Here is a 25,860-nt window from a genome sequence, read left to right as displayed (position 1 = left end):
AAATAGAGCACTATCATTCAATGTACCACAGAATTATAAAGTTGATTTCGATAACAATACATATACCTTCCTAAGATAGGATGGGTGAAAACAAAATTACATAGACAATTCAAAGGCAAACAACAAACAGCAACAATCTCAATGGCAAATACTGGTAAATATTATATCAGTATTCTAATTGATGATGAACAATCATTACCTGAGAAGGTAAAATTCAATCAGAAAACCACCGTAGGATTGGATATGGGATTAACCCACTTCTTAATCACTAGTAACGGTGTTAAGGTTGATAATCCACATCCACTTAAAACAGAACTACGTAAACTTAAACGTGAACAACGAAAGTTATCACATAAACAAAAAGGTTCAAATAATCTTGATAAACAACGAATCAAAATATCAAAGATTCATGAACGAATATGAAACATAAGTGAGGATTTTCAGCATAAACTTAGTAAATCTATTGTATGTGAGAACCAAGCGATAGCAATAGAGAAATTAAAAATAAAGGCATGTTACGAAACCATAACCTCTCACAAAGTATAAGTGAAGTTGGCTGGGCTGGTTTCATGGATAAATTAAAATATAAAAGTGAATGGTATGGTAAAACAATACTCCAAATAGGACAGTTTGAACCATCAAGTAAAATATGCAACCATTGAGGATACCATAATGGTAATTTGAAATTACATCATCGTGAATGGATTTGTCCAAAGTGTGAAAAGAGACATGATCGTGATGTGAATGCAGCAGTTAATATTCGCGATTTTGCACTGGATAAAGAAAATCTCATCAGTACCGTAGGAACTACGGAAATTAAAGCTTCTCTGAGAAAACCACAATAGTGTGATTCAATGAAGGAAGAAGCCCCTTCCGAAAGGGAGGAGTAGTTCACTTAATAATCATCAGGGTTTCACCTGTACTAACAGTATCCCCTTCTTCAATAAATATATCCCGAACAACTCCTGAATTGGGGGCATGTATATCATTTTCCATTTTCATGGCTTCTAAAACAGCAACTATGTCGCCTTCATTCACTTTATCATCCTGTGCAACCTTCAACTTCAGTATCATGCCCTGCATGCTAGATGTAACACCACCCTCAACAGGACCACTTGGAGCTTTTATACCACCAGATTCAATTTCCATATATCCTGTTGGAACAACTTTGACATCGAAAAGTTCGCCATCGACCTCAACATTATATTCTGTTGGAAGCGCACCAGAACTGGTACTTTCAACTTCTTTGGGTTTTTCAAGGGGTTCTTCTATTACTTCACCTCTTAGAAATTTGGGTGCAACTGCAGGATAAAGCGCATATGTTAGAATGTCTTCGTCCTTTTTGATTATTCCCATTTTTTCGCCTTCGGATCGGAACTTTTCTAGTTCTGGTTCTAAAAGATCTGCAGGTCTAGAATCTATTATCTCGGCATCTCCTATTATTTTTTTTGCAACGGTACTGTTTACTGGTGCAGGAGGTCGTCCATAATATCCTTTTATATAATCTTTAACCTCTTTTGAAACATTTTTATATCTTTCACCACCGAGTACATTCATAACAGCTTGTATACCTACTATTTGGCTGGTAGGTGTTACTAATGGGGGATATCCTAGTTCTGCACGTACTTTAGGCACTTCTTCAAGTACTTCTTCGTAACGATCAAGTGCATTCTGTTCTTTGAGTTGAGAAACAAAATTCGAAAGCATTCCTCCTGGTATCTGATAGAGCAATACATCTGTGTCTACCTTCTCAGATATTGGATCTATAAGACTACTATATTTCTTTCTTATACCTTCGAAATATTTTTTAATCTCACTTAAAAGTATTAAATCAAGTTCTGTTGAGTAGGGCGTACCTTCAAGTGCTGCAACCATGCTCTCTGTAGGAGGTTGTGATGCTCCCCATGAAAGGGGTGATATAGCTGTATCAAGGAGGTCAACTCCCGCTTGACAAGCAGCATAATAACTCATTGGTGTCATACCGCTGGTACAATGACAATGTAAGTTTATGAGCAGGTCAGTTTCTTCTTTTAAAGTTGTTACAATTTCATAGGTATCATGGGGAGATATAAGTCCGGCCATATCCTTTATCACAACAGAATCGCATCCAAGTGCTTCAAGTTCCTTTGCAAATTCTACATATTTCTCTAATGTATGTACTGGGCTAGTTGTGTAACTTATAGTTCCTTGAACATGCGCGCCCTGTTCTTTTGCTACTTTAATGGAAAGTTCCATATTCCTTATGTCGTTAAGTGCATCAAATATTCTAAAAACATCTATCCCATTTTCATATGATTTCTCAACAAAATTTCTTACGACATCGTCTGGGTAGTGTTTATATCCCACAAGGTTCTGTCCTCGCAGTAACATTTGTAATGGAGTTTTCTTTACCACATCTTTGATTTCTACTAGGCGTTCCCAGGGATCTTCGTTTAGGTACCTTATACAGGTATCAAATGTAGCACCTCCCCATGCCTCCAATGAGAAAAATCCAACATTGTCCATTTTCTCGGCAATAGGTAACATATCCCTTGTCCTCATCCTTGTGGCAAGGAGAGATTGGTGTGCATCTCGAAATGCTGTTTCAATGATCTTTATCTTTTTCATTTTGACCCTCACAGTAAGCTTGGATTAAGTTCAAATGTCTTTATATAAATAGTCCTAACTTCCTTATATATTTCGCAATTATATCATTGAAATTTAAATAAAAATTATGATATCATTTTTAATTGAACAATATACAATTTTTAATTTTTTTAAATTATATGAAAAAATAATTAAATGAATTTAGATATTAGATTTTAATTTGAATATTGATTATTGACGAGTAAAATATTCTAATCTTCTATTTTACAGACAATAAAATCATTGTTTTCGTATACTACTTGTGTGAAGTTTGGTTTTAATTTATCAATATTTTGGTAAAGTATTTTATTGTAATAATACAATGGAAACATTTCAGAATTGGCTTGGTATCTATTTAAAGTATTATAATCTGGTGGAAGTGTTAAACGTTTATCATATACAATGTATCCTATATTATTACTCTCAAAATATGCTTTGGGAGTTTCATTATTAATATTTGCAAATCCATAATTAATTGGCATTCCTGTTTCTGCAGCTATGAAAACACCAGTATAAAGATTTGATATTGATATTGATTTATTTTTATCGCCATTTATTTTAAACCAGTTTGATAGATCTGTTTCTGAGGAGGTAGGAGGTGCTATTTGCACAGACCCAAATACTGTTTTTGCAAAATATGAACCCATATTTGGATCGGAGGCATTTAAAACTCCAAATAACGTGGACAATAAAAAAACACATATTAAAAATGCTGATCTAAATCTTTTTGATGAAAATCTATTATAATCTTTGAGTCTGTAGTAAATTTGGCTCACACCAAATCCTCCAAGTATTGAAAGAGGAATGACCATATATATGAGAACTCGTGCTGATATCACATTGATTCCAATCCAGTAAGCTTTGCTTAATAATAACATGATAATTATCCATGCAAAAATGTAAACATCCTTCTTTCGTCTCATTTTCACTGCGATAATGGCTCCTATCACAGAAAATACTGTAAGTAATAAACCAAAGTTACGAAGATATTTAAGAAGACTTAATGGTTGATTGTAGTTCAACGAGGTTCCAAAACCTAATGTTGCTGTTATCCCTTGGTTAATTAAATTCTGTATCAAAGCGGGTTTGAAAATTATGATTGCTAACAAAGTAATAACTAGTATAACAATTAGAGAAAGTAAGAAAGCTCCATAATTTTTTAAAACACCCTTATTTTTATATATTACTAGTTCTACAACCGTGAATGTGGTTATTATTAAAATTAAACATAAAAGTGCTGCTTGATGTGTTGCAGCGATTAAAACCAGTAATATCCCGGATATAAATGCATATTTTATCCTTTTTTCTTTTATAGATGCATAGTATAGATAAACAGCAACTGGTAAAAATATAAGGGCAAGGTTTTCAGGTACAGGTAGCATGATTCTGTAGATTATAGTACTGGATACCATTAAAAAACCCGCACTAATCCCGGCAATTGTGCCATAAAATCGCTTTGCAACGTAGGTAACAGATAAGACAACGAAAAATGCAATAATAGGTTGGATTGCTCTTGCAATTTCCATATAATCAATGTTCAATAATTTGCCTAGGGCAGCAATTAAAAAGTGGAATAAAGGAGGATATCCAATTTTTTGACCTATTGGAGAATTTAAAAGAGGATTAACAAGTACAAATCCATTTTGGCTATAAACTTTTGCATATAACACATGATATATGACATCCCAACTCAATGGCCAGTTATGTGTTAACGTTGGGATCAATGTGACTAAAAATATTGAAATCGCAGGTAAAATGAGAAACAATTTTTTTTGATGTGTTTTAGACAAATACATTTGATCACATAAATCTTATTCATTCTATAGTTTACCAACACTAAAAAAATAAAAATTAATTTAGAAAAAGTAAATTAGAAATAATTTTTAATTTTGAAAATTACCGTTCCCTTTTTCCTGCTATGAACTCATCAACCATTTCCATTGCAATATCATCTGTGTATTGTTTTGGTGGATGTTTCATTGTGTATGCTGAAATAGATTCTAATTGTCCGCCAATTCCTCGTTCAAGTGCCAATTTACAGCATCTAATTGCATCAATAACACAACCTGCTGAGTTTGGAGAGTCTTCAACGCTTAACCTCAACTCAATGTTCATTGGAACATCTCCAAAGGTCTTACCTTCCATTCTTAAGAAACATATCTTATTATCTTTTTGCCATGTGACATAATCACTAGGTCCGATATGGATATTCTCATCGTCAAGCCTTTCAGCAAGCACAGACTGAACAGCTTCTGTTTTGGATTCTTTCTTTGAATCCAATCTGCTGCGGTTTAGCATGTTAAGGAAGTCGGTATTACCTCCAGTATTGAGTTGGTATGTACGCTCAAGTTTCACTCCCCTTTCACGAAACAGATTTGCAAGGGTCCTGTGAGTAATAGTTGCACCAATTTGGGCCTTAATATCATCCCCAACAATTGGTATTCCTTTTTCTTCAAATTTAGCTGCCCATTCGGGGTTGCTTACAATAAAAACTGGCATATTGTTTATAAATGACACTCCAGCATCAAGTGCGCATTGGGCATAAAACTTAGTTGCTTTTTCAGAACCTACTGGAAGATAATTCAGAAGAACATCTGTCTCACTTTCCTTCAATATCTTGACAATTTCAGTTTGATCATTTTCTTCTTCATTAGACACAAGAAATGTGTAATCGTTTTTGTGATCTGCCATATGTGGTGCAACACCATCTAATACTTGGCCCATTCTAACTTCAACACCCATCTCAGGGATATCACTGCAGAAAACCTGGGTACAGTTGGGTTTTGCAAAAATTGCATCGCTTACATCGCTACCAACCTTTCTTTTGTCAATATCAAAGGCTGCTACTACTTCTATATCTGAAGGAGTATAGCCTCCAATGCTCCAGTGCATTAATCCAATGGCTTCTTCTGGATTTTTATCTTTATAATAATGTATTCCTTGTATTAGTGAGCTTGCACAATTACCAATACCGATTATCGCTACTTTTATCTTCTTCAACTACAACACCTTCTAAAACACCGTTATATAACATTAATTGTGCCATGTTAATTTATTCTAAAATCAATACATAATTCAATTCATGACCTTCTATCTCTTTAAAGAAAGTTTGCTTATTATACTATTAAATGTTTCGATCAAATCATATAAATTCATTGAGGATAAAGAAACTGGTTATTAGTGGTTTATACCCTTAATGATTAATTAATTTCATTTTTAATTGAATGAAGTATATGTTATTTCTTTTATTTTAATAGTAAAAATTTACATATGAATGAAATCTTGAGTTAATAGGTTCTTCATTGAATAATCAGATTTCAAAGCAGAATCAAACCTAAAGTTAAAGCCACAGTTATAAAAATACTCCAAATAATAATTCCAATAATCATCCACACTAATAACTTGTTTCTTGGGGATCCAAGACCAATACCTAGAGCAGCTCCAAGTGGTGCTCCAAAAAGGAGCGGAGATAATAACCCTAAACCTACTATACCATATTTTTTCCAGATATCATATATTCTACCTTCATTTGGGGATTTTCCCCGGTATCGCCATTTCAAAAACTTTTTTCTTAAACCATCACCTAGGATTACAATTATGAAAGCAGATAAAATTGAACCTGCTGCTGCAGATATCGCAACTAATATTGGGTTTAAATTTAGAAATAACCCTAATGGTATTCCTATCCATAATTCAAAAATACTCATTAAAAAAACAAGGGCCACGTCTGTTATTAAGACCATAAATATCACTAATAAAATGAATATTTTTCATCAATAAGTAGTTTATCAAAATGATAGAAAGAACTTGATTTTGGAATAAAAAGATAAAGAGGAATGTTCTTCCACATTTCTTTTTATTTAATAATTTCCACTTAGATTATGGCTATTGTATAGTGACAAATATCAACCAGAGTACTATAAAAATACGGAGTTATGTATTTTAGCTTCCATAACCTAAATTATTTAAATAAAAAAATAATATTTCTATCTATTTTCTTAATGATTAAAAAAAAAATAATAGATATGAGATTAACTGATTTTCAGAGTTTTTAAAATGTTATTGTACGATTGTTCTGTTTGATTAACGGCATATATTGGACAAATGTACGTTAAAACATAGTAAAAATTGTTTTTATCTATTACTGTATATTTAGATGCCAAATTACTTCCAAAATTCCCAATTTGGGCTGCTGATACATTATTTACTGATGTTGAAGACACTGAAGAATTAGAGGTATTCATAACTATGGAATTAGTGCTTGGAAGGTTTAAGGTACCTTTAGCTTTTTGTTGCATTTGAATTATAATATATGCTGGTTGATTCTGCCCATTTGCATCTGGATAATTTGTTGTAAAAGTGACTTCTGAATACAGTGAGCTACTATTAAAATTTCCTACCATAGAATTTTGAGACCATGCTTTTGGGTATTCAAAAGATACAGTTCCTGAGTTGAAAGTGTTATTTCCTGAGAAAGCAAAGGCAATCAACACCACTACAAAAACTACCAGAATTATTATTCCAGATAACAAGTATTGATTTCTATCCATGTGTAACCTCCAGATTTTTTTCTATTAATACTTTGTTTTAGGAGAATTATATGTTTTCTCATCCAAGGGATCTATAAAAAAAATATAAAATGGATTTATATTTAAAGAAATCATATAAATAGTAGATTTTATGAGCAAATTTTGCAATGATTTTGGCATTGATTTAAGAAATAAAGAGTCATAATTAATTAAAATAAAAAATTAGATAATTTTATGGATTAAGATCTTTTAAAAAGGTTAATATGTAGTTAATTGTCATGTTTTGTTGTTCTTGTCTGCTGATGGTGCTGTTATTATCTCCAGCCTGTATTCCATAATCACCAAAATTATAATGATTGCCACCTTCTAGGGTGATAAAAGTAGTATTTATTGGATATTTATTTTGATTTTTAGAAATATCTCCACTTGTTGTAAGTCCATCTTCTGAGCCTCTAATTGACAATGCTTTAAAAGTGGCATTTGAAGCATTGATATTTGGATAAGCAGCTAAATAGATTACTCCTTTAATTTTATCCTGATGGTTTACAGCATAATCCGAAGCAAAAACACCTCCAAGAGAATGCCCACCTATTACCCAAGTGTTAATATCATTATGTTGATCAATGATTTCATTAGCTTTATTTGCACCGAAAAATGCTAAATTAAAAGGCATTTTTACAATTATAGTGGTATAACCATTTTGTGCTAATTTAGAAGCCAAAACAGAGTAAGATTCAGGCTGAACTTTAGCTCCAGGATAAAATATTATTCCTGTTTTACTTTTATTTGAATTGGGGGTAAATGTAATGGAATTTGTTGTGTCCGATACAGTATATGATCCTGAAGAGGACAATGCTACTAAAGCAGTGCTATCTGAATGATAATAATCGGAAACGTAGATTGAAAAGGCAGTTAAACTTCCAATAAGCAGTAAAAATATAATTATTAGGGTAAATCCTTTTCTAGATTTTATAAATTTCAATTGAATCTCCTTTCATTCAATTTTAATGTTGATAATTTGTTATCAATTTATTTATTATTTCTTATGCATTAATATTTTCATAAATCAGGATAATAAAATAATCCCTTTTTTATAATTTTAATGAATTACTGTACGAAAATTACAGATAATTTACCTAATTTTAAAATTAGTTTTATATATTTTTTAGTTCTTAGAATATACTATGACTAGATTATCCGACCAAGATGTTGCTATACTAGGACTGCTTAACGAACATCATCATTATGCATATAGACTTGAACAAATAATTGAAAAGAGAGGGATGCGTAATTTTATAAAAATTGAGTTTTCATCAATATATTACGTTTTAAAAAGGCTGGAAGAAAAAAAATTAGTTGAAGCCAAACTTAGAAAAACGGAAGGTAAAACTTCGAGAAAAGTTTATTATATAACAGATAATGGTAAATTAGCAATGGAAGAAAAGATTAAACATATTTTATCTATAAATCAAAAACAAATTTCATCATTTGACCTTGCAATGGCAAATATCCAGATTTTAAACCATAATGAGATAATTGAATGTCTGGAAAGCTATTTGAAATCAACAGATGCTCGTATTAAATTGCTTGAAAACTCTATTTTGAATCAAAAAAGCAATAATTCATCACCCAGTATAATTGCTCTGTTTTCACGTCCCATTGCGCTTTTGAAAGCAGAAAAAGAATGGGTTTATGATTTTATGAGTTTGTTATTAACTGAAGAAACAATTTAAATTGAATCATAAGATTGTATCACTTAAAAAATCGTAAAAGGTGTTTAAATGGTAAAATATGACTTTAAAAAGGAAAAAAAGAACTTATACTATCCTTCAGAGAAACTAGTTTCTGTTGTAGATGTTCCAAGGATGAATTTCTTGATGATCGATGGTCAAGGTGATCCCAATACATCCCAAGAATATCAAGATGCAATGGAAACGTTGTTTCCTGTGTCCTACAAAACAAAATTCTTATCCAAGAAACAAAATAACCAAGATTATGTTGTAATGCCGCTTGAAGGGCTCTGGTGGGCTGAAAATATGGAAGAGTTCAGTATTGAGGATAAAGGATCATGGAAATGGACAGTTATGATAATGCAACCAGAATTCATTACCAAAGAACTTATAAGTATGGCCATAGAAGATGTGGAAGGTAAAAAGAATCTTGCTTCAATATCAAAAGTAAGATTTGAAAAATTCAGTGAGAGATTATCTGCACAAATAATGCATATAGGGCCATATGGGGCAGCTGAAGCTCAAACAGTAGAAAAGCTCCATGATTTTATCGATAAAAGCGGATACAAAATAAGAGATAAACATCATGAGATTTACATAAGCGATATGCGTAGAACCAAACCAGAAAGGCTTAAAACAGTGATCAGACAGCCAATAGAACAAAAGTAAATAAACATTTTAATTAATTTAATATTCGAATAATATCTTCATAGAAAATTTAGGAAAATATTAGGGTATTGATGGATTTCTAAAACATTAATGGTGCTTACTTTGAAATTTGAAGAAATAATAAATGAACTCGAAGCTTTGTCTAATCCGGAAGATAAAGAGGTTATGGCAAGTTTTGGTATCTCCCCTAAAAGAACATATGCAGTAAGAATACCCGAATTAAGAAGAATAGCAAATAAAGTTGGTAAGGATCATGATCTAGCACATAAACTTTGGAAAGCAGATTATAGGGAAACAAAAATATTGGCCTGTATTATTGATGATCCTGAAATGGTTTCTGAAGCACAAATGGACAGTTGGGTTGTAGAATTTGATTATTGGGAGATTTGTGACCAATGTTGTATGAACCTATTTAGAAAAACTTCATTTGCTTACAAAAAGATTTTTGAATGGAGTAATAGAGAAGAAGAATTTGTTAAAAGAGCTGCTTTTACTTTAATAGCTGTTTTAGCAGTGCATGATAAACAAGCTGCAGATGACAAATTTGAGCAATTTTTTCCATTAATCAAAAGAGAATCTACTGATGATCGAAATTATGTTAAAAAAGCGGTGAATTGGGCCTTAAGACATATAGGGAAGAAAAATATTTATCTAAATAAAAAGGCTATAATCATTGCTGAAGAGATTCATGAAATAAATTCTAAAAGCGCTAAATGGATTGCTAAAGATGCATTAAGAGAATTAAAAAGTGAAAAGGTGCAAAAACGATTAAATAAATAATAAGGGATTGTTTTAGTTTAAATAAAAAATTCATAGACTTATTGAAAAGTTTACTAGTTTCGAAATGGAACTATTTAAAAAAATAAGGTTTAAAACCCTTAAATTTATTAATGATTCAATAAATAAACACTGTAGTTCAAATAACTTGCTATACTCACCCATATTATATATGGCACTAATAGTAAACCAGCGGGTCTTGAAATCACATAAAAAGCAATTATGTTTGCAAATATTGCAATCCAGAGTATCATTATTAAAATAAAACTACCAAATAATGAATGGAAACTGAAAAATGCAATTGACCATAGTAGATTTAAAACTAATTGTACTCCAAATATTAAAAGTGCAAATCTAACGTCTCTTCTGTTGAAACCTTCACGCCAAACTAAAAATAAAGATATTCCCATTAAAACATATAATGTGGTCCAAATAGGTCCAAATAACCAATTTGGAGGTGCCCATGATGGTTTGGAAAGTGAAGCATACCATGTAGAAATTTCTGTAATTGTTATTATTGATCCTATATATCCAATTATCAATGGAATAAATATGGATATAAAAAACTTTGGAACTGTACTTAATTTGTAATTAACCATCTTTCACTGCCTCATTTTTAATTTTCATTTATAAATTTTTTTGAATAAATTAGTTTTAGAAATGTATACAATAATAATTTCTTCAGCAGTTATTAAGAAATGTTATCTAAATTACCCATTGCAACGGGATAACCTGCTTTTTTCCATGCCGCCATACTGCCGAGGACATTTGTAACATTTTTGTAACCATTCATTTGCAAAATTGATGCTCCTATACTTGCTTTATATCCTGTATCACATGAAACAACCACATGCTTATCTTGGGGTATTTTATCCAGGTTATCCTTCAATAGTCCTACATATACATTATGGGATCCATCAATATGTTCTTTTATCCAGTCATTCTCTTTTCTTACATCCAGTAAAAATAAAGATTTTTTACCCATGTTTGGAAGTAAATCATGAACAGACCATGTTTGAACAGATTCAAAATCTCCAGATCCCTCAAACCATACTTTGAATCCTCCTGATAGGTATCCGTATATGTTGTCGTATCCAAGTCTTGTCAAATATCTTTTAATTTCATCAATGTGGCTGTTATCGTCATCAATAATTATCACTGGTTGTTCATAGTTCAAAAACCATCCTGCATATGCGGGAAGGCCGTCATTCCATATATTGAGTGTATTAGGTATGTGACCTCCACTAAAAGCTGTAGGATCTCTAACATCAATAACTTGGGCTTCCCTTGCCATTAACTCTTTAACCTCATGCATGCTTAAGGGTTTCAAGTAAGGAAGTTTACATATTAGATCAGGACCTTCTAAATTATTCTTCTCCATTTTTTGGAAATAAGGAGGTTTGTATAACTTTTCTTTAATTTTGGCATTTACAAACCCTTTTTTATCATATTTAAGTATTTTATTGGTTTTTTTCTCATACCCAACAGTGGTTAATTCTTGTTCACGAATCTCTGCGCCGCATATGGATCCTGAGCCATGTGCAGGGCATATAATAACATTATCACCTAGAGGAAGTATTTTTTTGAAAATACTGTTGTACAATGCTTCAGACATTTTCTTTTTGTTTTCTTCACCGTAAAGGTCACATCTTCCAGTTTCCCCTGCAAAAAGGCAATCTCCAGTTAATATCATGTAAACATCATCAGAAACATCCCTATCTTTAACAGTTATTGAAATACTTTCATCTGTATGTCCTGGTGTTTCAATAATCTCCAAAACCAGAGATCCTATCTGAAATTTATCTCCTTCGTTTACAGAATTTCCATAAGCAAAATCAATACCATTTCCATGGAAAATATCTGCACCAACAATTTCCCTAAGTTCTATGGATCCAATTGTATAATCTTCATTTCTATGGGTCTCAAAAATATATTCAATTTTCATGTCATTTCTTTCTGCAATGTCAATATAGATATCACAATCTCTACGAGGATCTATAACTGCAGCAATTCCATTTGAACCTAAAAAATAGGATTTATGGGCAATTCCATTGGATTTCACCATTTCAAACATCACACTTATCACCTTTGAATAATTTTAAAGCCATTTCATACAGATTTGTACTTTTAAATAAATTCCTGTTTTTATTTCAGTTAGCACTGTTTTGGGGTCGATTGTTATTAAGAATTGTATGTAATTATATATCTTTTTCTAATCAAAAATAATTTATGCACAGGAATACTAAAAATATGAATGTAAGTAAAAAAACTATTTTGAAGGTGCCCTTATGGACTATATAATTGAAACTCATAATATTAGTAAGATATATGGAGATTTTAAAGCAGTTGATTCAGTAAATCTTAAAGTACCCAGAAACAGTGTTTATGGCATTTTAGGTCCAAATGGGGCGGGAAAAACTACCCTAATATCAATGCTCTGTACAATTCTTCATCCCTCCTCAGGATCTGCAACTGTTAATGGATATGATGTTATGAAAAACTCAAAAGAGGTCAGAAAATCTATAGGAGTTGTTTTTCAATCTCGAGCCCTTGATGATATTTTGACTGGTCGAGAGCATTTAGAAATGCATGCAGCATTGTATGGTGTTCCAACCGAATTAAGAAAACAACGAATAGAAGAAGTTTTAGATTTAATAGCACTCGGAAACAAAGCCGATGAGTACACTAAGACATATTCTGGTGGTATGAAACGAAGGCTAGAAATTGGAAGGGGTTTGATCCATCATCCCAAAGTTCTTTTCCTAGACGAGCCCACATTGGGATTAGATCCTCAAACAAGAGAGAATATATGGGATTATATACAGAAATTAAACGAAACAGAAGATATTACTGTATTAATGTCCACCCATTATATGGAAGAGGCTGATAAACTGTGTGATGAAATTGCTATCATAAACAGAGGACATATTATCACATCAGATTCACCTAAAAATCTTAAACGTGAGCTGAAAGCAGATGTCATAACAATGAAGGTTGATGATGAAGAAAAATTTATCAAAGAAGCTGAAAAATTAGATTTTATCAAAAGTATCGTTACAATTGATCATGAGATTAAAATGATGGTGGAAAGCGGTGAAAATTTGGTTGCAACTCTCGTCAATTTTGCAAATAAAAACAATATCATTGTAAACTCAATAGAACTGGAACATCCCAACTTGGAAGATGTTTTCATAAATTACACAGGAAAACGAATTATTGAGGAGGCATAATATGGCGGAATGGGAAGGAATATATACGATATGGTTTAGAGAGGCTAAAAGATACGTCAGATATCGTTCTCGTATAATCTCATCTGTTGTAACCCCATTATTATGGCTTTTGATCTTTGGAACAGGTTTAGGTTCTGCAATAAGATTTAGTGGTGTTCCTGGTGGTTACCAAGCATTTATATATCCTGGGATTATAGGTCAAACCATATTATTTACTGCAATATTTTCAGGGGTTTCAGTTATCATGGACAGACAATATGGTTTTCTAAAGGAAATCATGGTTGCTCCAGTTAGTCGTCCTTCAATAGTCTTTGGCAAAGCTTTAGGCATTGCAACGGCTTCAATAATTCAGGGCGTAATCCTTCTTGCATTATCCTTTGTAGTAGGCGTTCAAATGACGCCAATAATTTTTATAGCAAGCTTCCTCCTAATGATTCCAATATCTGTCGGACTTGCGGGTGTGGGTTTACTAATTGCCACATTTACTGACAGTATGGAAGGTTTCAACTTAATAATGAGTTTCATTGTTCTACCTATGTTCCTTTTAAGTGGAGCATTGTTCCCGGTAACTGGACTACCATCTTTTCTTCAAGTAGCCGTATATTTGGATCCTCTTACCTATGGTGTTGATGCACTTCGTCAAGTGATTTTAGGTCATGGTGCACTTCCACTATATGTTAGTTCATTGGTTGTTGTTGGTTTTGCATTATTAACCATAATATTGTCAGCTGTATTGTTCAGTAAGAGGGAACAAAATTTAATGTAAGATTAAATCTAATTTTTTTTTAAGATTAAATTAGAAACAATACATCTCAAAGCCTTTAATCAATATTAACCAAATTTAAAAATATATTTATCATAAACTGATTTATTTAATTATATTTCAGTTAAAATTGAATAATTACTGAATATATCCATGAAAATTAAATATAATCGAATTGAAAATAATTAACATAAAAATAGTAATAGTGAGGATAGATTTTATGAAAGAGAGATATGTACATGGATATTCAAAGGAAGAATCGGATAGATTGGTTGATCAGGCAAATATACTTGCAGATATTCTCCACAACAATACTACTTACCCAAAGGGAAGCAAAGTTTTAGAAGTAGGATGTGGAGTAGGTGCACAGACATTAATACTAGCTAAAAATAGTCCAGATTCAAAAATTATATCTATAGATATTTCTGAAACTTCAATAAACATGGCAAAATCTCTTTTGAAGAAAGAGTTTATTTCAAATGTGGAATTTCAGGTAGCTGACATTTTTAATTTACCTTTTGAACAAGAAACATATGATCATATTTTTGTTTGTTTTGTACTAGAACATCTTGAAGACCCAATAAACGCACTAAAAAGTTTAAAAAGAGTTCTTAAAAAAGATGGTTCGATAACTGTAATAGAAGGGGATCATGGGTCATGTTATTTTTATCCAGAGTCTAATGAAGCCTTAAAAACATGGGAATGTCTTATTGAATGTCAAAAAACACTTAATTGTAACCCTGTGATTGGAAGGGAAATTTATCCCATACTCAAAAATTCAGGATTTAAAAATATTCAAGTATTGCCCAAAATTGTTTATGTAGATTCAAGTAACCCCAAATTAGTCGAAGGATTTAATGAAAAGACAATTATTGCTATGGTAGAAGGAGTTAAAGATCAGACAATTGATTCTGGTATGATTTCCATTGAATCATGGGAAAAAGGAATAAAAGATCTATATAAAACTACAGAAAATGATGGAGTGTTTTTTTATAATTTTTTTAAGGGAACAGGGATAAAATAGAGGGTTGTTTAAAATTAAAATCCTGTCTTTATTTTAAATACATCAATTTACAATCTAATTGTTTATAACTGATAATCAAATTAATATATCTAAGAATATTTTATTGGAATTCATGGTGAACAAATGTTATTAGAAGAACTACACAAGAGAGAGTATATCGATTCTGTGTTTAATCAGTATGAAGAATTAGTTAAAAAACAACCGGACATGGAATCTGAGCTATTCATATTTGAGAGAATGGTTTATAAAAGGGTTAAAAAAATATTAAAGAAGTCTGGCCAATTAAAAGATGTTGAAAAAAGGGATATTAAAAAAATTATACATTTCTCTTCCATTGCATTCACAGAAGGATCGCTTGTTGCTGCGTTACGTTTGGAATATTGTCAAAGATGTGGATGGTGTTGTGAAAATTGTTCACCAATATATATTACAGAAAAAGAATATGAGGGTTATAAAAGTTCGGATAAAGTTATAACTGCAGATATTAAGCCTTACAAAGAGGGTTACAGGTTTACAGAGGATCGTCCGTGCGAACATTTCATTAGGAAAACAAATAAATGTGATATATACGATCAACGACCTGCTGTGTGTAGAGCATTTCCAATATTGATTAAAAATGAAAATGAATATGTGTTTACACCGAACCATTTCTGTAAATATGCAATAGAATTTGTGGTTCAAAAGGCCATTACAGAAATAACTACATGTTTAAAAATTAAAGATGATCCAGATTTCCTTAAAAATCTAGAAAAGATGATGGAGAACCAAATTCCACAAAAAGAAGATAATTTAGAGGATAGGGTTAAAAAATGGAATGAAATAGCAGATAAATTAGATAGTAAGTTCGAATAAGATATCTAATTGGAATTACATTCTATCTTTGTAGATCAGTTCTCTGAATTGTATTTTGAATTCTGTATTTTTTGATCCATTGTATTCAATTTTACCTTCCAGCTGATCAGTTAATGATTTTACTAACTGTAATCCTAATTTTTGAGGATTGTCTAAATCTACTTCTGGAGGAATGCCTTCACCATTATCACTCACGATAAGGGTAAAACAACCATTATCAGATTTAAGAGTAATTTTGATCTGACCCGATTTACTCTCATTGAAAGCATGTTTTATTGCATTGGTAACCAATTCATTTATAATAAGCCCGCAAGGCACTGCTGTATCCATATTCAAGATAATATCTTTCTTAACATCGATTATAACTTCTATCGAATCTGCAGAATAATATGAAAGGAGATAATTTACCAAACTCTCAATATATTCTTCAAAATTAATATTTGCGAAGTCCTCAGATCTATATAACTTTTCATGTATAATCGCGAGGGATTTAACTCTGCTTTGGCTTTCTCTAAAAATCTCGAGATCTTCCTTGTTTTTAATCCCATTTGATTGGAGATTTATAAGGCTCAAAATTATTTGAAGATTATTTTTAACACGATGATGTAATTCCCTAAGTAAAATATCTTTTTCATTTAAAGAAGCTTTAATTTTATCTTCGGCATGTTTAATTTCCACTATGTTACTGCCTATACAAACAATACCCATAATGTTACCATCATCATTTTTAATTACAGATTTAGAAAGTAAAACAGGTATAATTTCCCCATATTTGGACTTTAAACGAGTTTCAAAATTAATAATTGAATTAGAATTTGAATCAAAAAGTTTTCCTGCATTTTCCAGACTATTGTCAGCGAATAAATATTTCACAGACTTTCCTATAATATCTTTTTTTTCATATCCTAAAAGTTCTATTGTTGCATCATTGATGGTTACAATGTTTTTGTCATGATCTAACATAATTAAAAAGTTAGACATTGTGGAAACTATCTCATCTGCAGCAACAGCGGTTGTTAATGCAGGGAATCTATATTTCCATACACCATAACTGATGAATCCAATACCTACTGTGGACATGGCCATGGTAGTTTCAGGAATTCTAATCGACATTGTTGGAAGTATAAGATCCGTTGCCATAGTAATTAAAAGTGGAAAATAAAGGCCAATTAAAAGATATTTTGCCTGGTGCTTTTTAATATTCTTGTTTTTTAAATAATATATTAAACAAAGACCCCCGGCTAAAAACACACAGAGAAGAGTCCAAACACTCATAATATCAAAAAGTAAGGAATTTTCTGGAAATACATATGTCCAACCCCAATATTCTTTTAATATTCCCATTAACATTAAATTAGTGTCTACAGCATAGAAAGAAATAATAATTGCAGGAATATAAATCAGTAGGTAGGTGGATTTGTTTTTTAGAATATCTGTTTTCCCAGTAAATATCAGTGAGATATGCAAGAGAACAGCGGGTACAATTGGCCATAATCCACTAATTTTAAGCCATATATAAGCTGTTTGAAAATCTGTTGTTTGTCTGTATTGAAACTCTGCAAAGGCTAAAAACCCAACTAATATGCATAGCAGAGCTATCATTAAATTTAACTGACTTTTGGAATTTTTATGATAAATGAAATTACCAAGAAAAAAACATAGTAAAAATGCTATCAGTGATATATATGAAAATATGTTCATATTTTTTTACTCCAGATCGTAATAAATAATTTGTAGATCTACAAATAAATCTTTTTCTTTAATAAATTATTTCAAGTTTTTGAATAAATTTGGAAAATAAATATATTTATTAATTACATAATCCATATTATTGTCTAAAAATAATTATTAATTAATAATTACTCTTAATTATAAAATATATTGGATATATTCCATTTTAATTTAATGTGGGGGCATATGGTTTTAAATATCAATTCAAAAAATGATTATTCCCGTCACTTTAATATGATTTTTAAGGAAATTGTTCATGGGGGATATTTAACAGCTTTGGGGGCTCCAGCACTAGTTTTATCAACTTCAATAATTATTAATTCTGGAATTAATATTCCTTTATTAACTATATCTTATTTAATTCCATTAATTATTTACAGCTATGATTATATGAGTGATTTGGACAAAGATCATGAAACCAATTCAGATAGATACAAACATTTGCAAAAGAAGAAAAAATATTATCCAATAATTCTAGTTTTTTACGTTTTATTGCTTATAGTTCTTCTAATTATTTTTACTAACTTTAAACTTATTATTTTTATAATTTTAATGATGTTAGGTGGGGTTTTTTATGCAACAGCATTTAAGGGTCTAACAAAGAAAATTCCCATATTTAAAAATATTTACACTGTTTTGACCTGGTCTATGGGAGGAACTTTTTTTGTACCATTACATTACTCTTTAGCCTTTTCTTTTCCAATTCTAATTGTTTTTATTTTTATATATATGAAAGGTATGATAAACGCAATATTTTTTGATTTAAAGGACCATCTAACAGATTCAAAGGAGGGATTAAAGACACTTCCGGTTATAATTGGTAAAGATAAATCAATAAAATTATTACATTTGTTAAACATCGCTGCATTTTTTCCATTGATAATTGGAGTTTATCTTAAAATAATTCCAATTTTCACGATTTCATTAATTGTTTTCTATTTTTATAGCTTATATTATCTTATAAAGGCAAAAAAATCTTATGATGATAAGTTATGGGTTAAATTGGGTTCAATTGCTGATTTTGAATTCATGTTTTGGCCTGCAATTCTAATACTATGTATTATTGTTTTTTAAGCTGTTCAAATGTAAAAGAATATTTTTAATATAATTTTTTTTTGAATTGAATCATTTCTAAATTTTTATTTCAAAAAGGATAAAAGAAGGTTCAATCAATATAATTCTGTTCTACATTAGAATAAGATGAATAATAAAAAGTTAATAATAATCATATAGATTTTTTTGATTGTTAATTGCAACTGGAGCAGTGTTAATGGTAAAAGTAATAAAATCAGCTGTTAAATGCTATAAAAAGAAGACCAAGAAGACTGTTGGCGGTAAAAGGAAGATATACGAGTATAATCAATATCTGGTGCCTTTAAAAAGGTCTGATAAATTTGAGTGCAGTGAGGAAGTTTTCATTATACCCCAGAGGCAAATTGAAGAGTTAGTTGGAGAGGATATCTCTATGGCAGAAGAATACCTCAAAAACCTAGGGGTTAAAGATAGCAACATTAAAGCATATGAAAGGGAACTTGCTGAATTGGAATGGAAACACAACGAACTATCAAAATCATACAAGGAACTCGTCAGTAAACATACTAAAACCAACAAAAAGTTAAGACTTGAGGATGAGCGTCTCAAATCTTTAGAAGAAGATAAAAAAAAGCTCATGAATAAATTAGAGGAAGTTAGTGGGGCATATAAAACCCTGAAAACGAATTATGAACTTGAATCTGAAAAGAATAAAGTTCTTGAAGATGAGTTGAATATTCAAAAGGATAAAGATATTTGGACGAGTTTAAAAAGTCGCTTAGGTAGTAAAAAGGATGGTGAAGGAGAATAATGAAAAAGAAATCCAATACTACTCCACATCCAACCATAAGTCAGGTTAAAATAATTGAAGAAAGAAATAATTTTCCAATTAGCTGGCTTAACAAACAAGGTTTCTGTGAATATGGGATCTATCTTGAAAATGTCAAAGGTATCGAGATAAAACCAACTAAATCTATGTTGGAAGGAACAAAGGTACATGCAACTCTTGAAACGAATTTCAGGGAGGATGCAGAACCTACAACATTTGATGAGATGTTAGAAACATCCAAAACAGGTGAAATTCTTTCAAGAGAATTACCTGTAATGTCCAAACAACACGGTATCAGGGGATTTATTGATGAAGTATGGATGACACCAGATGAATTTGTTATCATTGATGATAAACCAGGTACAAGGGCTTACTCTTCAAGTATTAATCAAGTTTTTGGATATTGTCTTGCGTTTAAGGAAATGATACCCGAGAAAAGAAGGATTGTTGCATCTCTTAGGCAAAGAGGTACAGAAAATATTTACTGGGCATCTTACTTTGATGAAAAGGCTGAAAAAGATATTATTAACCTTATTAATCGCATGCATAGATTATTGGAAGGTGAAATAGAATTCAAAGCAACCGATAATCCTAATAAATGTAGAAGCTGCAGGTTTAACACTATATGTGAAAGGAAAATGGATTTCTAAGGCCATTAATCCATGTCGATACCTTTAAATATAAGCAAAGCGAAAAACAGATTACTGCAATGCAGTCTATTCTATATTAGTCCCGTGGGGTAGTGGTAATCCTGCTGGTCTTTGGAACCGGCGACGGCGGTTCGACTCCGCTCGGGACTATTTAAATTTTCAAAGGTAATTATATGGAAAATATTCTCGTTATAGGTGTAAATACCCGACCTATGGCATGTTCTCTTAAAAATATGGGGTATAATGTTTATTCTGTAGATTATTTTGGATGTCAAGATATCAATCAATGTGTTACAGATAAAAAATCTTTTTTATCACAAAAACCATTTAATTCGTGTGGCTATTTTTCTCAACAATTCGATTCACAAAAACTTGTTAATATGGCTGAAGAATATATTGAGCTTGTAGATTTCATTCTTTGCTGTTCTGGTGTCTCTCCATTAAAATTTCCCAAGAATAAATTAATTGGAAATAAAGATGTAACTGATATCGAAAATAAATATAAACTTTATAAACGCCTTTCAAAGAAATTTGAAGGTATATTTGAATTGCCTGAAACTTACTTGGTAAATGATCTTAAAGAGGCTATTGAAATAGATGCAGCAAGCAATAAAAATTTTCTTTTGAAACCACTTGTAGGATCAGGAGGGTTAGGTATCCGGAACTTTGATCCAACTGATCAAGATGTTGAGATCCATGATGCAGTATTGCAGGAAATTGTTGAAGGCAATGATGTTAGTGCTTCAGTGCTCTCGAGTGGAGATGAGACAACAACAATTTTAACAAGCCAGCAATTAATAGGAAAAAGCTGGTTGGGACAAATGGGAATATATGGGTACTGTGGTAACATTGCCCCATATACAGAAAAATTCGATGCAAATAAATCTATAAATATACAAAAAGATTTTAAAGAAGTTGCTGAAGATGTTATAAAGGATTTGAAACTCATAGGTTCCAATGGTGTTGATATGAAAATAAATAATGGAAATATCTACCTTATAGAAGTTAATCCTAGACCACAAGGAACTTTTGAAGTAGCGGAACTATCTTTGGGGATAAACATGGCAGAAGCCCATATACACGCATGTGAGGGAGATCTAAATAATATTCCTCAACCTCAAAAATTTGCTGCAAAGATGATAATTCATGCAAAGTATCGTTCTTTGGTAGGAAATCTTGACTTAAAAGATTTGAATGATATACCTGTTTCAGACGTAATTATTGAAAAGGGAGAACCTGTAGCTACTGTGTTAACCTCAGGAAAATTACTTGAAAATACTATTTTTTCAGCAAAAAAGATTGTTTCCAATGTATACCAAAATTTAAATCCAATAATTTAATTTCAATTTTGATAGATCTGTTCAAAATATATGTAGTAATCTAAGAATGAATATGATGGTCCCAACCACTATTAAAATGGTTGACATTATCATGGCTCCAGCAAATAGAAGGAACATCTTTGCACGGTTATCAGGATCTTTAATATCTTTAAATAATTCATTTAATGGGTCTCGAGTCATTATTTTACCTCACTAGAAATACGTACTGTGTTGTAGTTGGGAGCTCTTTTCGTAGTAATTTGATGTCTTTTCTGTACAAATATATCTCTGAGCTACAGTCTTTAATCTTTAGTATATTGCATATTACTTTGTTTTCGAGTCTTCCAGATATTCTGGAACCCGAAGCATTTGAATCAATCTCAATGTATATTGGTAATCTCAGTAGATGGTATTCTGATTCTTCGATAATTTGAGATAATCTTCTAAGTTCATCCCTTTTAAATCTATGTCTGCTATTATCTCCTCCAACAACATGTGGTCTTTCTTCTAGGAGAAGTTCATCAAGGAACTTTCGTTTGCGAGGTAAATGCTTGTTGAGGCTTAATATCTGTTTTTTTATTAATCTATCTCCGCGGTTATCATGTCTCATTTGTAAATTATATCTGCATGGGATTATATATTAATTTTAGTTTGTTATGATCTAGTTTTAATATAATTTATGGAGTGTAAAAATGCAAATAAATGTGGAACAATGTAGGGAAAACGACAAGATTAAAGATGTTATAAGTAAAAGTGGCCTTCCAATAAAATATATAAAGCTTTTACTTCGAATTTCTGACGCCATATACATCAACGCAATTAATTACAATGTTACTATAGAGAATGGTCTAGTTAAAATCCTTCTTATTTCGTCAAAACCAGACAACAAAAAAGGAAATTTTAACACAATATCCCTCACCAATATTCTATTCCGAATAAAAGATATGGAAAAGGAAAATAGTGATATTGAAACTAAGAGTAATGTAGTAGATGGTATGCTACAGATTCAGATTAAGGTAATGGATGGATAAATTTTTATAGGCATCATTTATAAATAGTGTAATTAGATGAAATTACAGTTAAAAGGAGTAATAAATGCTTGCTGAAGATTATCACAAATTACTTGCAGAAATAATAGATATAGATACTGAACTATCTTCTATAGCGGATTCTCGACGTTTACTTGTTGAAATAAATGAGAGAGAAGCCATTCTCATAAAACTTAAAGAAGGTATTGTAAAAGACATACGTATTGCTGAGTCGGATTATATTAAAAGAAAGGCGTTTCTCAGAAAAAAATATGATATGAACCAAAAAAATGGTATTACCAATATAATAAGAGGTTCATCAAAAAGTAAATTGATAAAGGAACTCAAAAAGTTAGAATCCAAATCAAATAAAAATATTGATGATTTAAAAGAAATAAAATATATTATAGACGATCTGTTATTACAGTTCAATTCTATGAGAGAACCATTAAACAAATCAATCAAAGCAAGATTTGGAAATTGAAAATTTTCCAGATATATAGGTTTTTTTGTTAAATCATTTTTATTGATCTTTAATTTTTAAAAAAATTTAAATAAACTCATGAAAAGAAAAAAATAGAAAGAAATAGGATTCAATTAGTGTGTTAGATGTACAGGTAATAGTATCAAAACACCCAATAAATCATCCTTTTTTATTTCACATGTTTCTGCTGCTGCAAACATTGCATGATCTCCCATACGTTTCATGCTAACAGGTAGGGGAACATCCTCATCAACAGCAATTGCATGTCCATAACTATTTGAACCGTATCCACTAAGGAAACTCAAATAATTTGCAGGTATGGGGATTTTCTTGATTTTAATGGATTTTATATTTCCAGATTTGAACATCATGTCTTCATCGGCAATTATTGCCCTCAGATTACCTGAAATGGTTCCTATTTGGAAATCAAGATGTTTTGATTTAGATTCTGCTAGTTCCTTTTTAACTGCATCTAATCTTGTTATAATCCTAACCAATTATTCCATCTCCATGGTTTTTTTGATCATCTTCAACCTTACAAAGTTTTCCCTTTCCATTTCTTCAAGCCTCATCTCGATATACTTTACAGTATTTTCAAGTTTTGGTATGATGATATGTTCCAGTGCATTAACCCTTCTCTTAGTGGATTCTATCTCGCCTGCAAGAAGTATTATGGTTTTTTCTATTTCTCCAAGTTCTATTATGAGTTTAACAGATTCTTCAAACTTGCGTGCGGCTTCATCAAGTTTAACAGAGGTGTCCAGGAATCCATATCCTCTTTCAACCATGGTTCGTTGATGGATATCTGAATCGATCACCGGCACAACAACACCCATTACACTTCTGGAGTCAATATCTACCTCAACAGATTCTTTAACAGACATGGCTGACTTTTTGACGGCTAAATCCCCCATCACAATCTGTGCAGCTGTAAGATCCTTGTAGGCTTCTTGGAGTGTTTTTTCAACATCTTCCCTTGAACCCTTAACACGCTCTAATATGTTGAAAAACTCCATGATAAGGGCATTTCTCTTCTCTTTAAGGAGGCTGTGGCCCTTTACTGCAAGTTTTTCCCTATCTTTAAGTTTTAGAAGTTCCATCCTTGTTGGATTGATTCCTTCTATCATTTCCTGTGCCATTTTATCCCTCTTGTCCTCTTAAAAAATTTAAAAATTTAAATAGATTTTAAGGGGGTTTATTTGTATGCTGGGTGATATTTTGGGATGTGTTCTGCCCTTACACGTTTCAGTTCTGCTTCGGGTAAAAGGCTTAATAATTCCCAACCTAGGTTGAGTGTTTCTTCAATAGATCTGTCCTCATCCTTTGTCTGAGTTATAAATTGTTTTTCAAATTCATCTGCAAAACTCAGGAATTTCCTGTCACGCTCTGTAAGTGCTTCTTCACCCACAACTGCCATCAGATCTCTCAGGTCCCTTCCTTCAGCATATGCTGAGTATAGCTGGTCTGAAACACCACTGTGATCTTCTCTTGTTTGACCTTCACCAATTCCACCACTCATCAATCTTGACAGTGATGGTAGAACATCTACAGGAGGGTATATACCTTTCCTGTGCAGATCTCTGCTTAGCACAATCTGTCCTTCTGTAATGTAACCGGTAAGATCTGGAATTGGGTGGGTTATATCATCTTGGGGCATAACTAATATAGGCATTTGGGTAATAGAACCTTCTTTGCCTACAATTCTTCCTGCACGTTCATACATGGTAGCTAAATCGGTGTACATGTAACCTGGATATCCTCTTCTTCCAGGAACTTCATCCCTTGCTGCTGAAATCTCACGAAGAGCTTCGCAGTAGTTAGTAAGGTCAGTAAGTATAACAAGCACGTGCATGTTGAGTTCAAATGCAAAGTACTCTGCAGTTGTAAGAGCCATTTTTGGGGTTATGATCCTTTCTATAGCTGGGTCGTCTGCAAGGTTCATGAAAACTGTAACTCTTTCAAGAGCTCCAGTTCGTTCGAAATCTCTCATGAAATAGTTTGCTTCCTCGTGAGTAATTCCCATTGCAGCAAATACAACTGCAAATTCTGTTTCTTCACCTATAACCTTGGCCTGTCTTGCAATCTGTGCAGCAAGTTCGTTGTGTGGAAGACCAGAACCTGAAAATATAGGTAGTTTCTGGCCACGTACCAAAGTGTTCATACCGTCTATAGTTGATATACCTGTCTCAATGAACTCAGCTGGGAATTCCCTTGCTGAAGGGTTCATTGGGTTACCACTAATATCAAGTTCTTTATCTGGAATGATTTCTGGACCACCATCGATTGGTTGACCAGTTCCATTGAACACCCTTCCTAACATATCTGGTGAAACACCGAGTTTTGCTGTTTCTCCTGTAAACCTGACTTTGGTTGTTGAGGTATTGAGGTCGCTAGTTCCTTCAAAAACTTGCACAACAGCAAGGTCTCCTCGGACTTCTAGAACCTGCCCTCTCCTTTTATCACCTGCAGGTGTTTCGATCTCAACGATTTCGTTGTATGCCACACCTTCGACACCTTCAACAATCATTAGAGGACCGGAAACTTCGGAAACAGTTGTATATTCCCTTGTTTTGATATCAATCTTCATC

At 31.9% G+C, this 25,860-nt stretch carries 28 protein-coding genes, 1 tRNA gene and 1 pseudogene; 16 read left to right on the top strand and 14 right to left on the bottom strand.

From position 1 onward, the window contains the following. Window positions 1-84 precede the first annotated feature (84 nt). On the top strand, window positions 85-423 hold the full coding sequence (locus DL91_RS13950) for a transposase (RefSeq protein WP_197050642.1): 339 nt from the start codon (window positions 85-87) through the stop codon (window positions 421-423). A gap of 254 nt (window positions 424-677) precedes the next feature. Then, window positions 678-845 (top strand): annotated as a pseudogene (locus DL91_RS13945) (zinc ribbon domain-containing protein); the annotation flags it as partial. Window positions 846-891: 46 nt separating this feature from the next. On the opposite strand, the gene oadA reads toward DL91_RS13945, so the two are convergent. The 6 genes from oadA to DL91_RS10375 form a co-directional block, all read right to left on the bottom strand. Further along, window positions 892-2,607: a sodium-extruding oxaloacetate decarboxylase subunit alpha gene (oadA, locus tag DL91_RS10400; protein WP_048191566.1), complete on the bottom strand. Its 1,716-nt coding sequence runs from the start codon at window positions 2,605-2,607 to the stop codon at window positions 892-894. Between the two features lie 230 nt (window positions 2,608-2,837). After that, window positions 2,838-4,295, bottom strand: a complete 1,458-nt coding sequence (locus DL91_RS10395) for an STT3 domain-containing protein (protein ID WP_231551450.1) — start codon at window positions 4,293-4,295, stop codon at window positions 2,838-2,840. 226 nt (window positions 4,296-4,521) lie between these two features. Further along, window positions 4,522-5,625, bottom strand: a complete 1,104-nt coding sequence (locus DL91_RS10390) for an inositol-3-phosphate synthase (RefSeq protein ID WP_048191563.1) — start codon at window positions 5,623-5,625, stop codon at window positions 4,522-4,524. A 317-nt stretch (window positions 5,626-5,942) separates the two neighbouring features. Continuing rightward, a complete protein-coding gene (locus DL91_RS10385; RefSeq protein ID WP_048191562.1) occupies window positions 5,943-6,368 on the bottom strand; it encodes a small multi-drug export protein in 426 nt (141 codons plus the stop codon). Between the two features lie 288 nt (window positions 6,369-6,656). Continuing rightward, on the bottom strand, window positions 6,657-7,175 hold the full coding sequence (locus tag DL91_RS10380; protein ID WP_048191561.1) for a hypothetical protein: 519 nt from the start codon (window positions 7,173-7,175) through the stop codon (window positions 6,657-6,659). Window positions 7,176-7,386: 211 nt separating this feature from the next. Then, window positions 7,387-8,136 (bottom strand): alpha/beta hydrolase, encoded by a 750-nt coding sequence (locus tag DL91_RS10375; protein WP_048191559.1) that lies wholly within the window; start codon window positions 8,134-8,136, stop codon window positions 7,387-7,389. A 202-nt stretch (window positions 8,137-8,338) separates the two neighbouring features. On the opposite strand from DL91_RS10375, the gene DL91_RS10370 reads away from it, so the two are divergent. From DL91_RS10370 to DL91_RS10360, 3 genes are all read left to right on the top strand, one after another. After that, entirely contained in the window at window positions 8,339-8,887 is a 549-nt protein-coding gene (locus DL91_RS10370) for a PadR family transcriptional regulator (protein WP_048191557.1), read from the top strand. A gap of 48 nt (window positions 8,888-8,935) precedes the next feature. Beyond that, window positions 8,936-9,553: a GyrI-like domain-containing protein gene (locus DL91_RS10365; protein ID WP_048191554.1), complete on the top strand. Its 618-nt coding sequence runs from the start codon at window positions 8,936-8,938 to the stop codon at window positions 9,551-9,553. 90 nt (window positions 9,554-9,643) lie between these two features. Then, window positions 9,644-10,333, top strand: a complete 690-nt coding sequence (locus DL91_RS10360; RefSeq protein WP_048191553.1) for a DNA alkylation repair protein — start codon at window positions 9,644-9,646, stop codon at window positions 10,331-10,333. 107 nt (window positions 10,334-10,440) lie between these two features. Here DL91_RS10360 and DL91_RS13190 read toward each other — a convergent pair whose 3' ends face one another. Then, window positions 10,441-10,929, bottom strand: a complete 489-nt coding sequence (locus DL91_RS13190) for a TspO/MBR family protein (protein WP_081882660.1) — start codon at window positions 10,927-10,929, stop codon at window positions 10,441-10,443. 92 nt (window positions 10,930-11,021) lie between these two features. After that, entirely contained in the window at window positions 11,022-12,404 is a 1,383-nt protein-coding gene (locus DL91_RS10350) for a rhodanese-like domain-containing protein (protein ID WP_231551449.1), read from the bottom strand. A gap of 214 nt (window positions 12,405-12,618) precedes the next feature. Here DL91_RS10350 and DL91_RS10345 point away from each other — a divergent pair, with 214 nt between their 5' ends. The 4 genes from DL91_RS10345 to DL91_RS10330 all read left to right on the top strand — a co-directional run bounded on the left by DL91_RS10345 (window position 12,619) and on the right by DL91_RS10330 (window position 16,199). Continuing rightward, window positions 12,619-13,560, top strand: a complete 942-nt coding sequence (locus tag DL91_RS10345) for an ATP-binding cassette domain-containing protein (protein WP_048191549.1) — start codon at window positions 12,619-12,621, stop codon at window positions 13,558-13,560. A gap of 1 nt (window position 13,561) precedes the next feature. Further along, on the top strand, window positions 13,562-14,326 hold the full coding sequence (locus DL91_RS10340; protein WP_048191547.1) for an ABC transporter permease: 765 nt from the start codon (window positions 13,562-13,564) through the stop codon (window positions 14,324-14,326). Window positions 14,327-14,543: 217 nt separating this feature from the next. After that, window positions 14,544-15,347, top strand: a complete 804-nt coding sequence (locus DL91_RS10335) for a class I SAM-dependent methyltransferase (protein ID WP_048191545.1) — start codon at window positions 14,544-14,546, stop codon at window positions 15,345-15,347. Between the two features lie 123 nt (window positions 15,348-15,470). Then, window positions 15,471-16,199, top strand: a complete 729-nt coding sequence (locus DL91_RS10330) for a YkgJ family cysteine cluster protein (protein WP_048191542.1) — start codon at window positions 15,471-15,473, stop codon at window positions 16,197-16,199. Window positions 16,200-16,214: 15 nt separating this feature from the next. Here DL91_RS10330 and DL91_RS12970 read toward each other — a convergent pair whose 3' ends face one another. After that, the gene (locus DL91_RS12970) at window positions 16,215-17,900 is read right to left on the bottom strand and encodes a sensor histidine kinase (protein WP_052374373.1); all 1,686 of its coding nucleotides are present in this window, start codon (window positions 17,898-17,900) and stop codon (window positions 16,215-16,217) included. 216 nt (window positions 17,901-18,116) lie between these two features. Between DL91_RS12970 and DL91_RS10320 the strand changes: the two genes are divergently transcribed. From DL91_RS10320 to DL91_RS10300, 5 genes are all read left to right on the top strand, one after another. Continuing rightward, window positions 18,117-19,004 (top strand): UbiA family prenyltransferase, encoded by an 888-nt coding sequence (locus tag DL91_RS10320; protein WP_048191540.1) that lies wholly within the window; start codon window positions 18,117-18,119, stop codon window positions 19,002-19,004. A gap of 196 nt (window positions 19,005-19,200) precedes the next feature. Beyond that, window positions 19,201-19,773 carry a hypothetical protein gene (locus tag DL91_RS10315; RefSeq protein WP_048191537.1) on the top strand — a complete coding sequence of 191 codons (573 nt, stop codon included), beginning with the start codon at window positions 19,201-19,203 and terminating at the stop codon, window positions 19,771-19,773. After that, window positions 19,773-20,441 carry a CRISPR-associated protein Cas4 gene (gene cas4, locus DL91_RS10310; RefSeq protein WP_048191534.1) on the top strand — a complete coding sequence of 223 codons (669 nt, stop codon included), beginning with the start codon at window positions 19,773-19,775 and terminating at the stop codon, window positions 20,439-20,441. Before DL91_RS10315 ends, cas4 begins: the two co-directional genes overlap by 1 nt. A 78-nt stretch (window positions 20,442-20,519) precedes the next feature. Further along, window positions 20,520-20,591: transfer RNA gene (locus tag DL91_RS10305), tRNA-Gln, on the top strand. A gap of 23 nt (window positions 20,592-20,614) precedes the next feature. Further along, window positions 20,615-21,781 (top strand): ATP-grasp domain-containing protein, encoded by a 1,167-nt coding sequence (locus DL91_RS10300; RefSeq protein ID WP_048191532.1) that lies wholly within the window; start codon window positions 20,615-20,617, stop codon window positions 21,779-21,781. Between the two features lie 21 nt (window positions 21,782-21,802). On the opposite strand, the gene DL91_RS13940 is transcribed toward DL91_RS10300, so the two are convergent. Beyond that, window positions 21,803-21,961, bottom strand: a complete 159-nt coding sequence (locus DL91_RS13940; protein WP_197050640.1) for a hypothetical protein — start codon at window positions 21,959-21,961, stop codon at window positions 21,803-21,805. Window positions 21,962-21,965: 4 nt separating this feature from the next. Then, window positions 21,966-22,370, bottom strand: a complete 405-nt coding sequence (locus tag DL91_RS10295) for a DUF61 family protein (RefSeq protein WP_048191530.1) — start codon at window positions 22,368-22,370, stop codon at window positions 21,966-21,968. An 82-nt stretch (window positions 22,371-22,452) separates the two neighbouring features. Here DL91_RS10295 and DL91_RS10290 point away from each other — a divergent pair, with 82 nt between their 5' ends. Further along, window positions 22,453-22,791: a hypothetical protein gene (locus DL91_RS10290; RefSeq protein WP_048191527.1), complete on the top strand. Its 339-nt coding sequence runs from the start codon at window positions 22,453-22,455 to the stop codon at window positions 22,789-22,791. Window positions 22,792-22,855: 64 nt separating this feature from the next. Continuing rightward, window positions 22,856-23,272, top strand: coding sequence for a hypothetical protein (locus DL91_RS10285; protein ID WP_048191526.1), 417 nt, complete (start codon window positions 22,856-22,858; stop codon window positions 23,270-23,272). A 113-nt stretch (window positions 23,273-23,385) separates the two neighbouring features. On the opposite strand, the gene DL91_RS10280 is transcribed toward DL91_RS10285, so the two are convergent. The 3 genes from DL91_RS10280 to DL91_RS10270 are packed head-to-tail and all read right to left on the bottom strand — an operon-like array spanning window position 23,386 to window position 25,859. Beyond that, a complete protein-coding gene (locus DL91_RS10280) occupies window positions 23,386-23,769 on the bottom strand; it encodes a DUF22 domain-containing protein (protein ID WP_048191524.1) in 384 nt (127 codons plus the stop codon). Further along, a complete protein-coding gene (locus DL91_RS10275) occupies window positions 23,770-24,411 on the bottom strand; it encodes a V-type ATP synthase subunit D (RefSeq protein WP_048191522.1) in 642 nt (213 codons plus the stop codon). 56 nt (window positions 24,412-24,467) lie between these two features. Then, a complete protein-coding gene (locus DL91_RS10270) occupies window positions 24,468-25,859 on the bottom strand; it encodes an ATP synthase subunit B (RefSeq protein ID WP_048191521.1) in 1,392 nt (463 codons plus the stop codon). Window position 25,860 lies beyond the last annotated feature (1 nt).

Source organism: Methanobacterium sp. SMA-27, from assembly GCF_000744455.1.
Classification (GTDB): Archaea; Methanobacteriota; Methanobacteria; order Methanobacteriales; family Methanobacteriaceae; genus Methanobacterium_B.
This window is presented reverse-complemented; position numbering and strand designations above follow the sequence as displayed.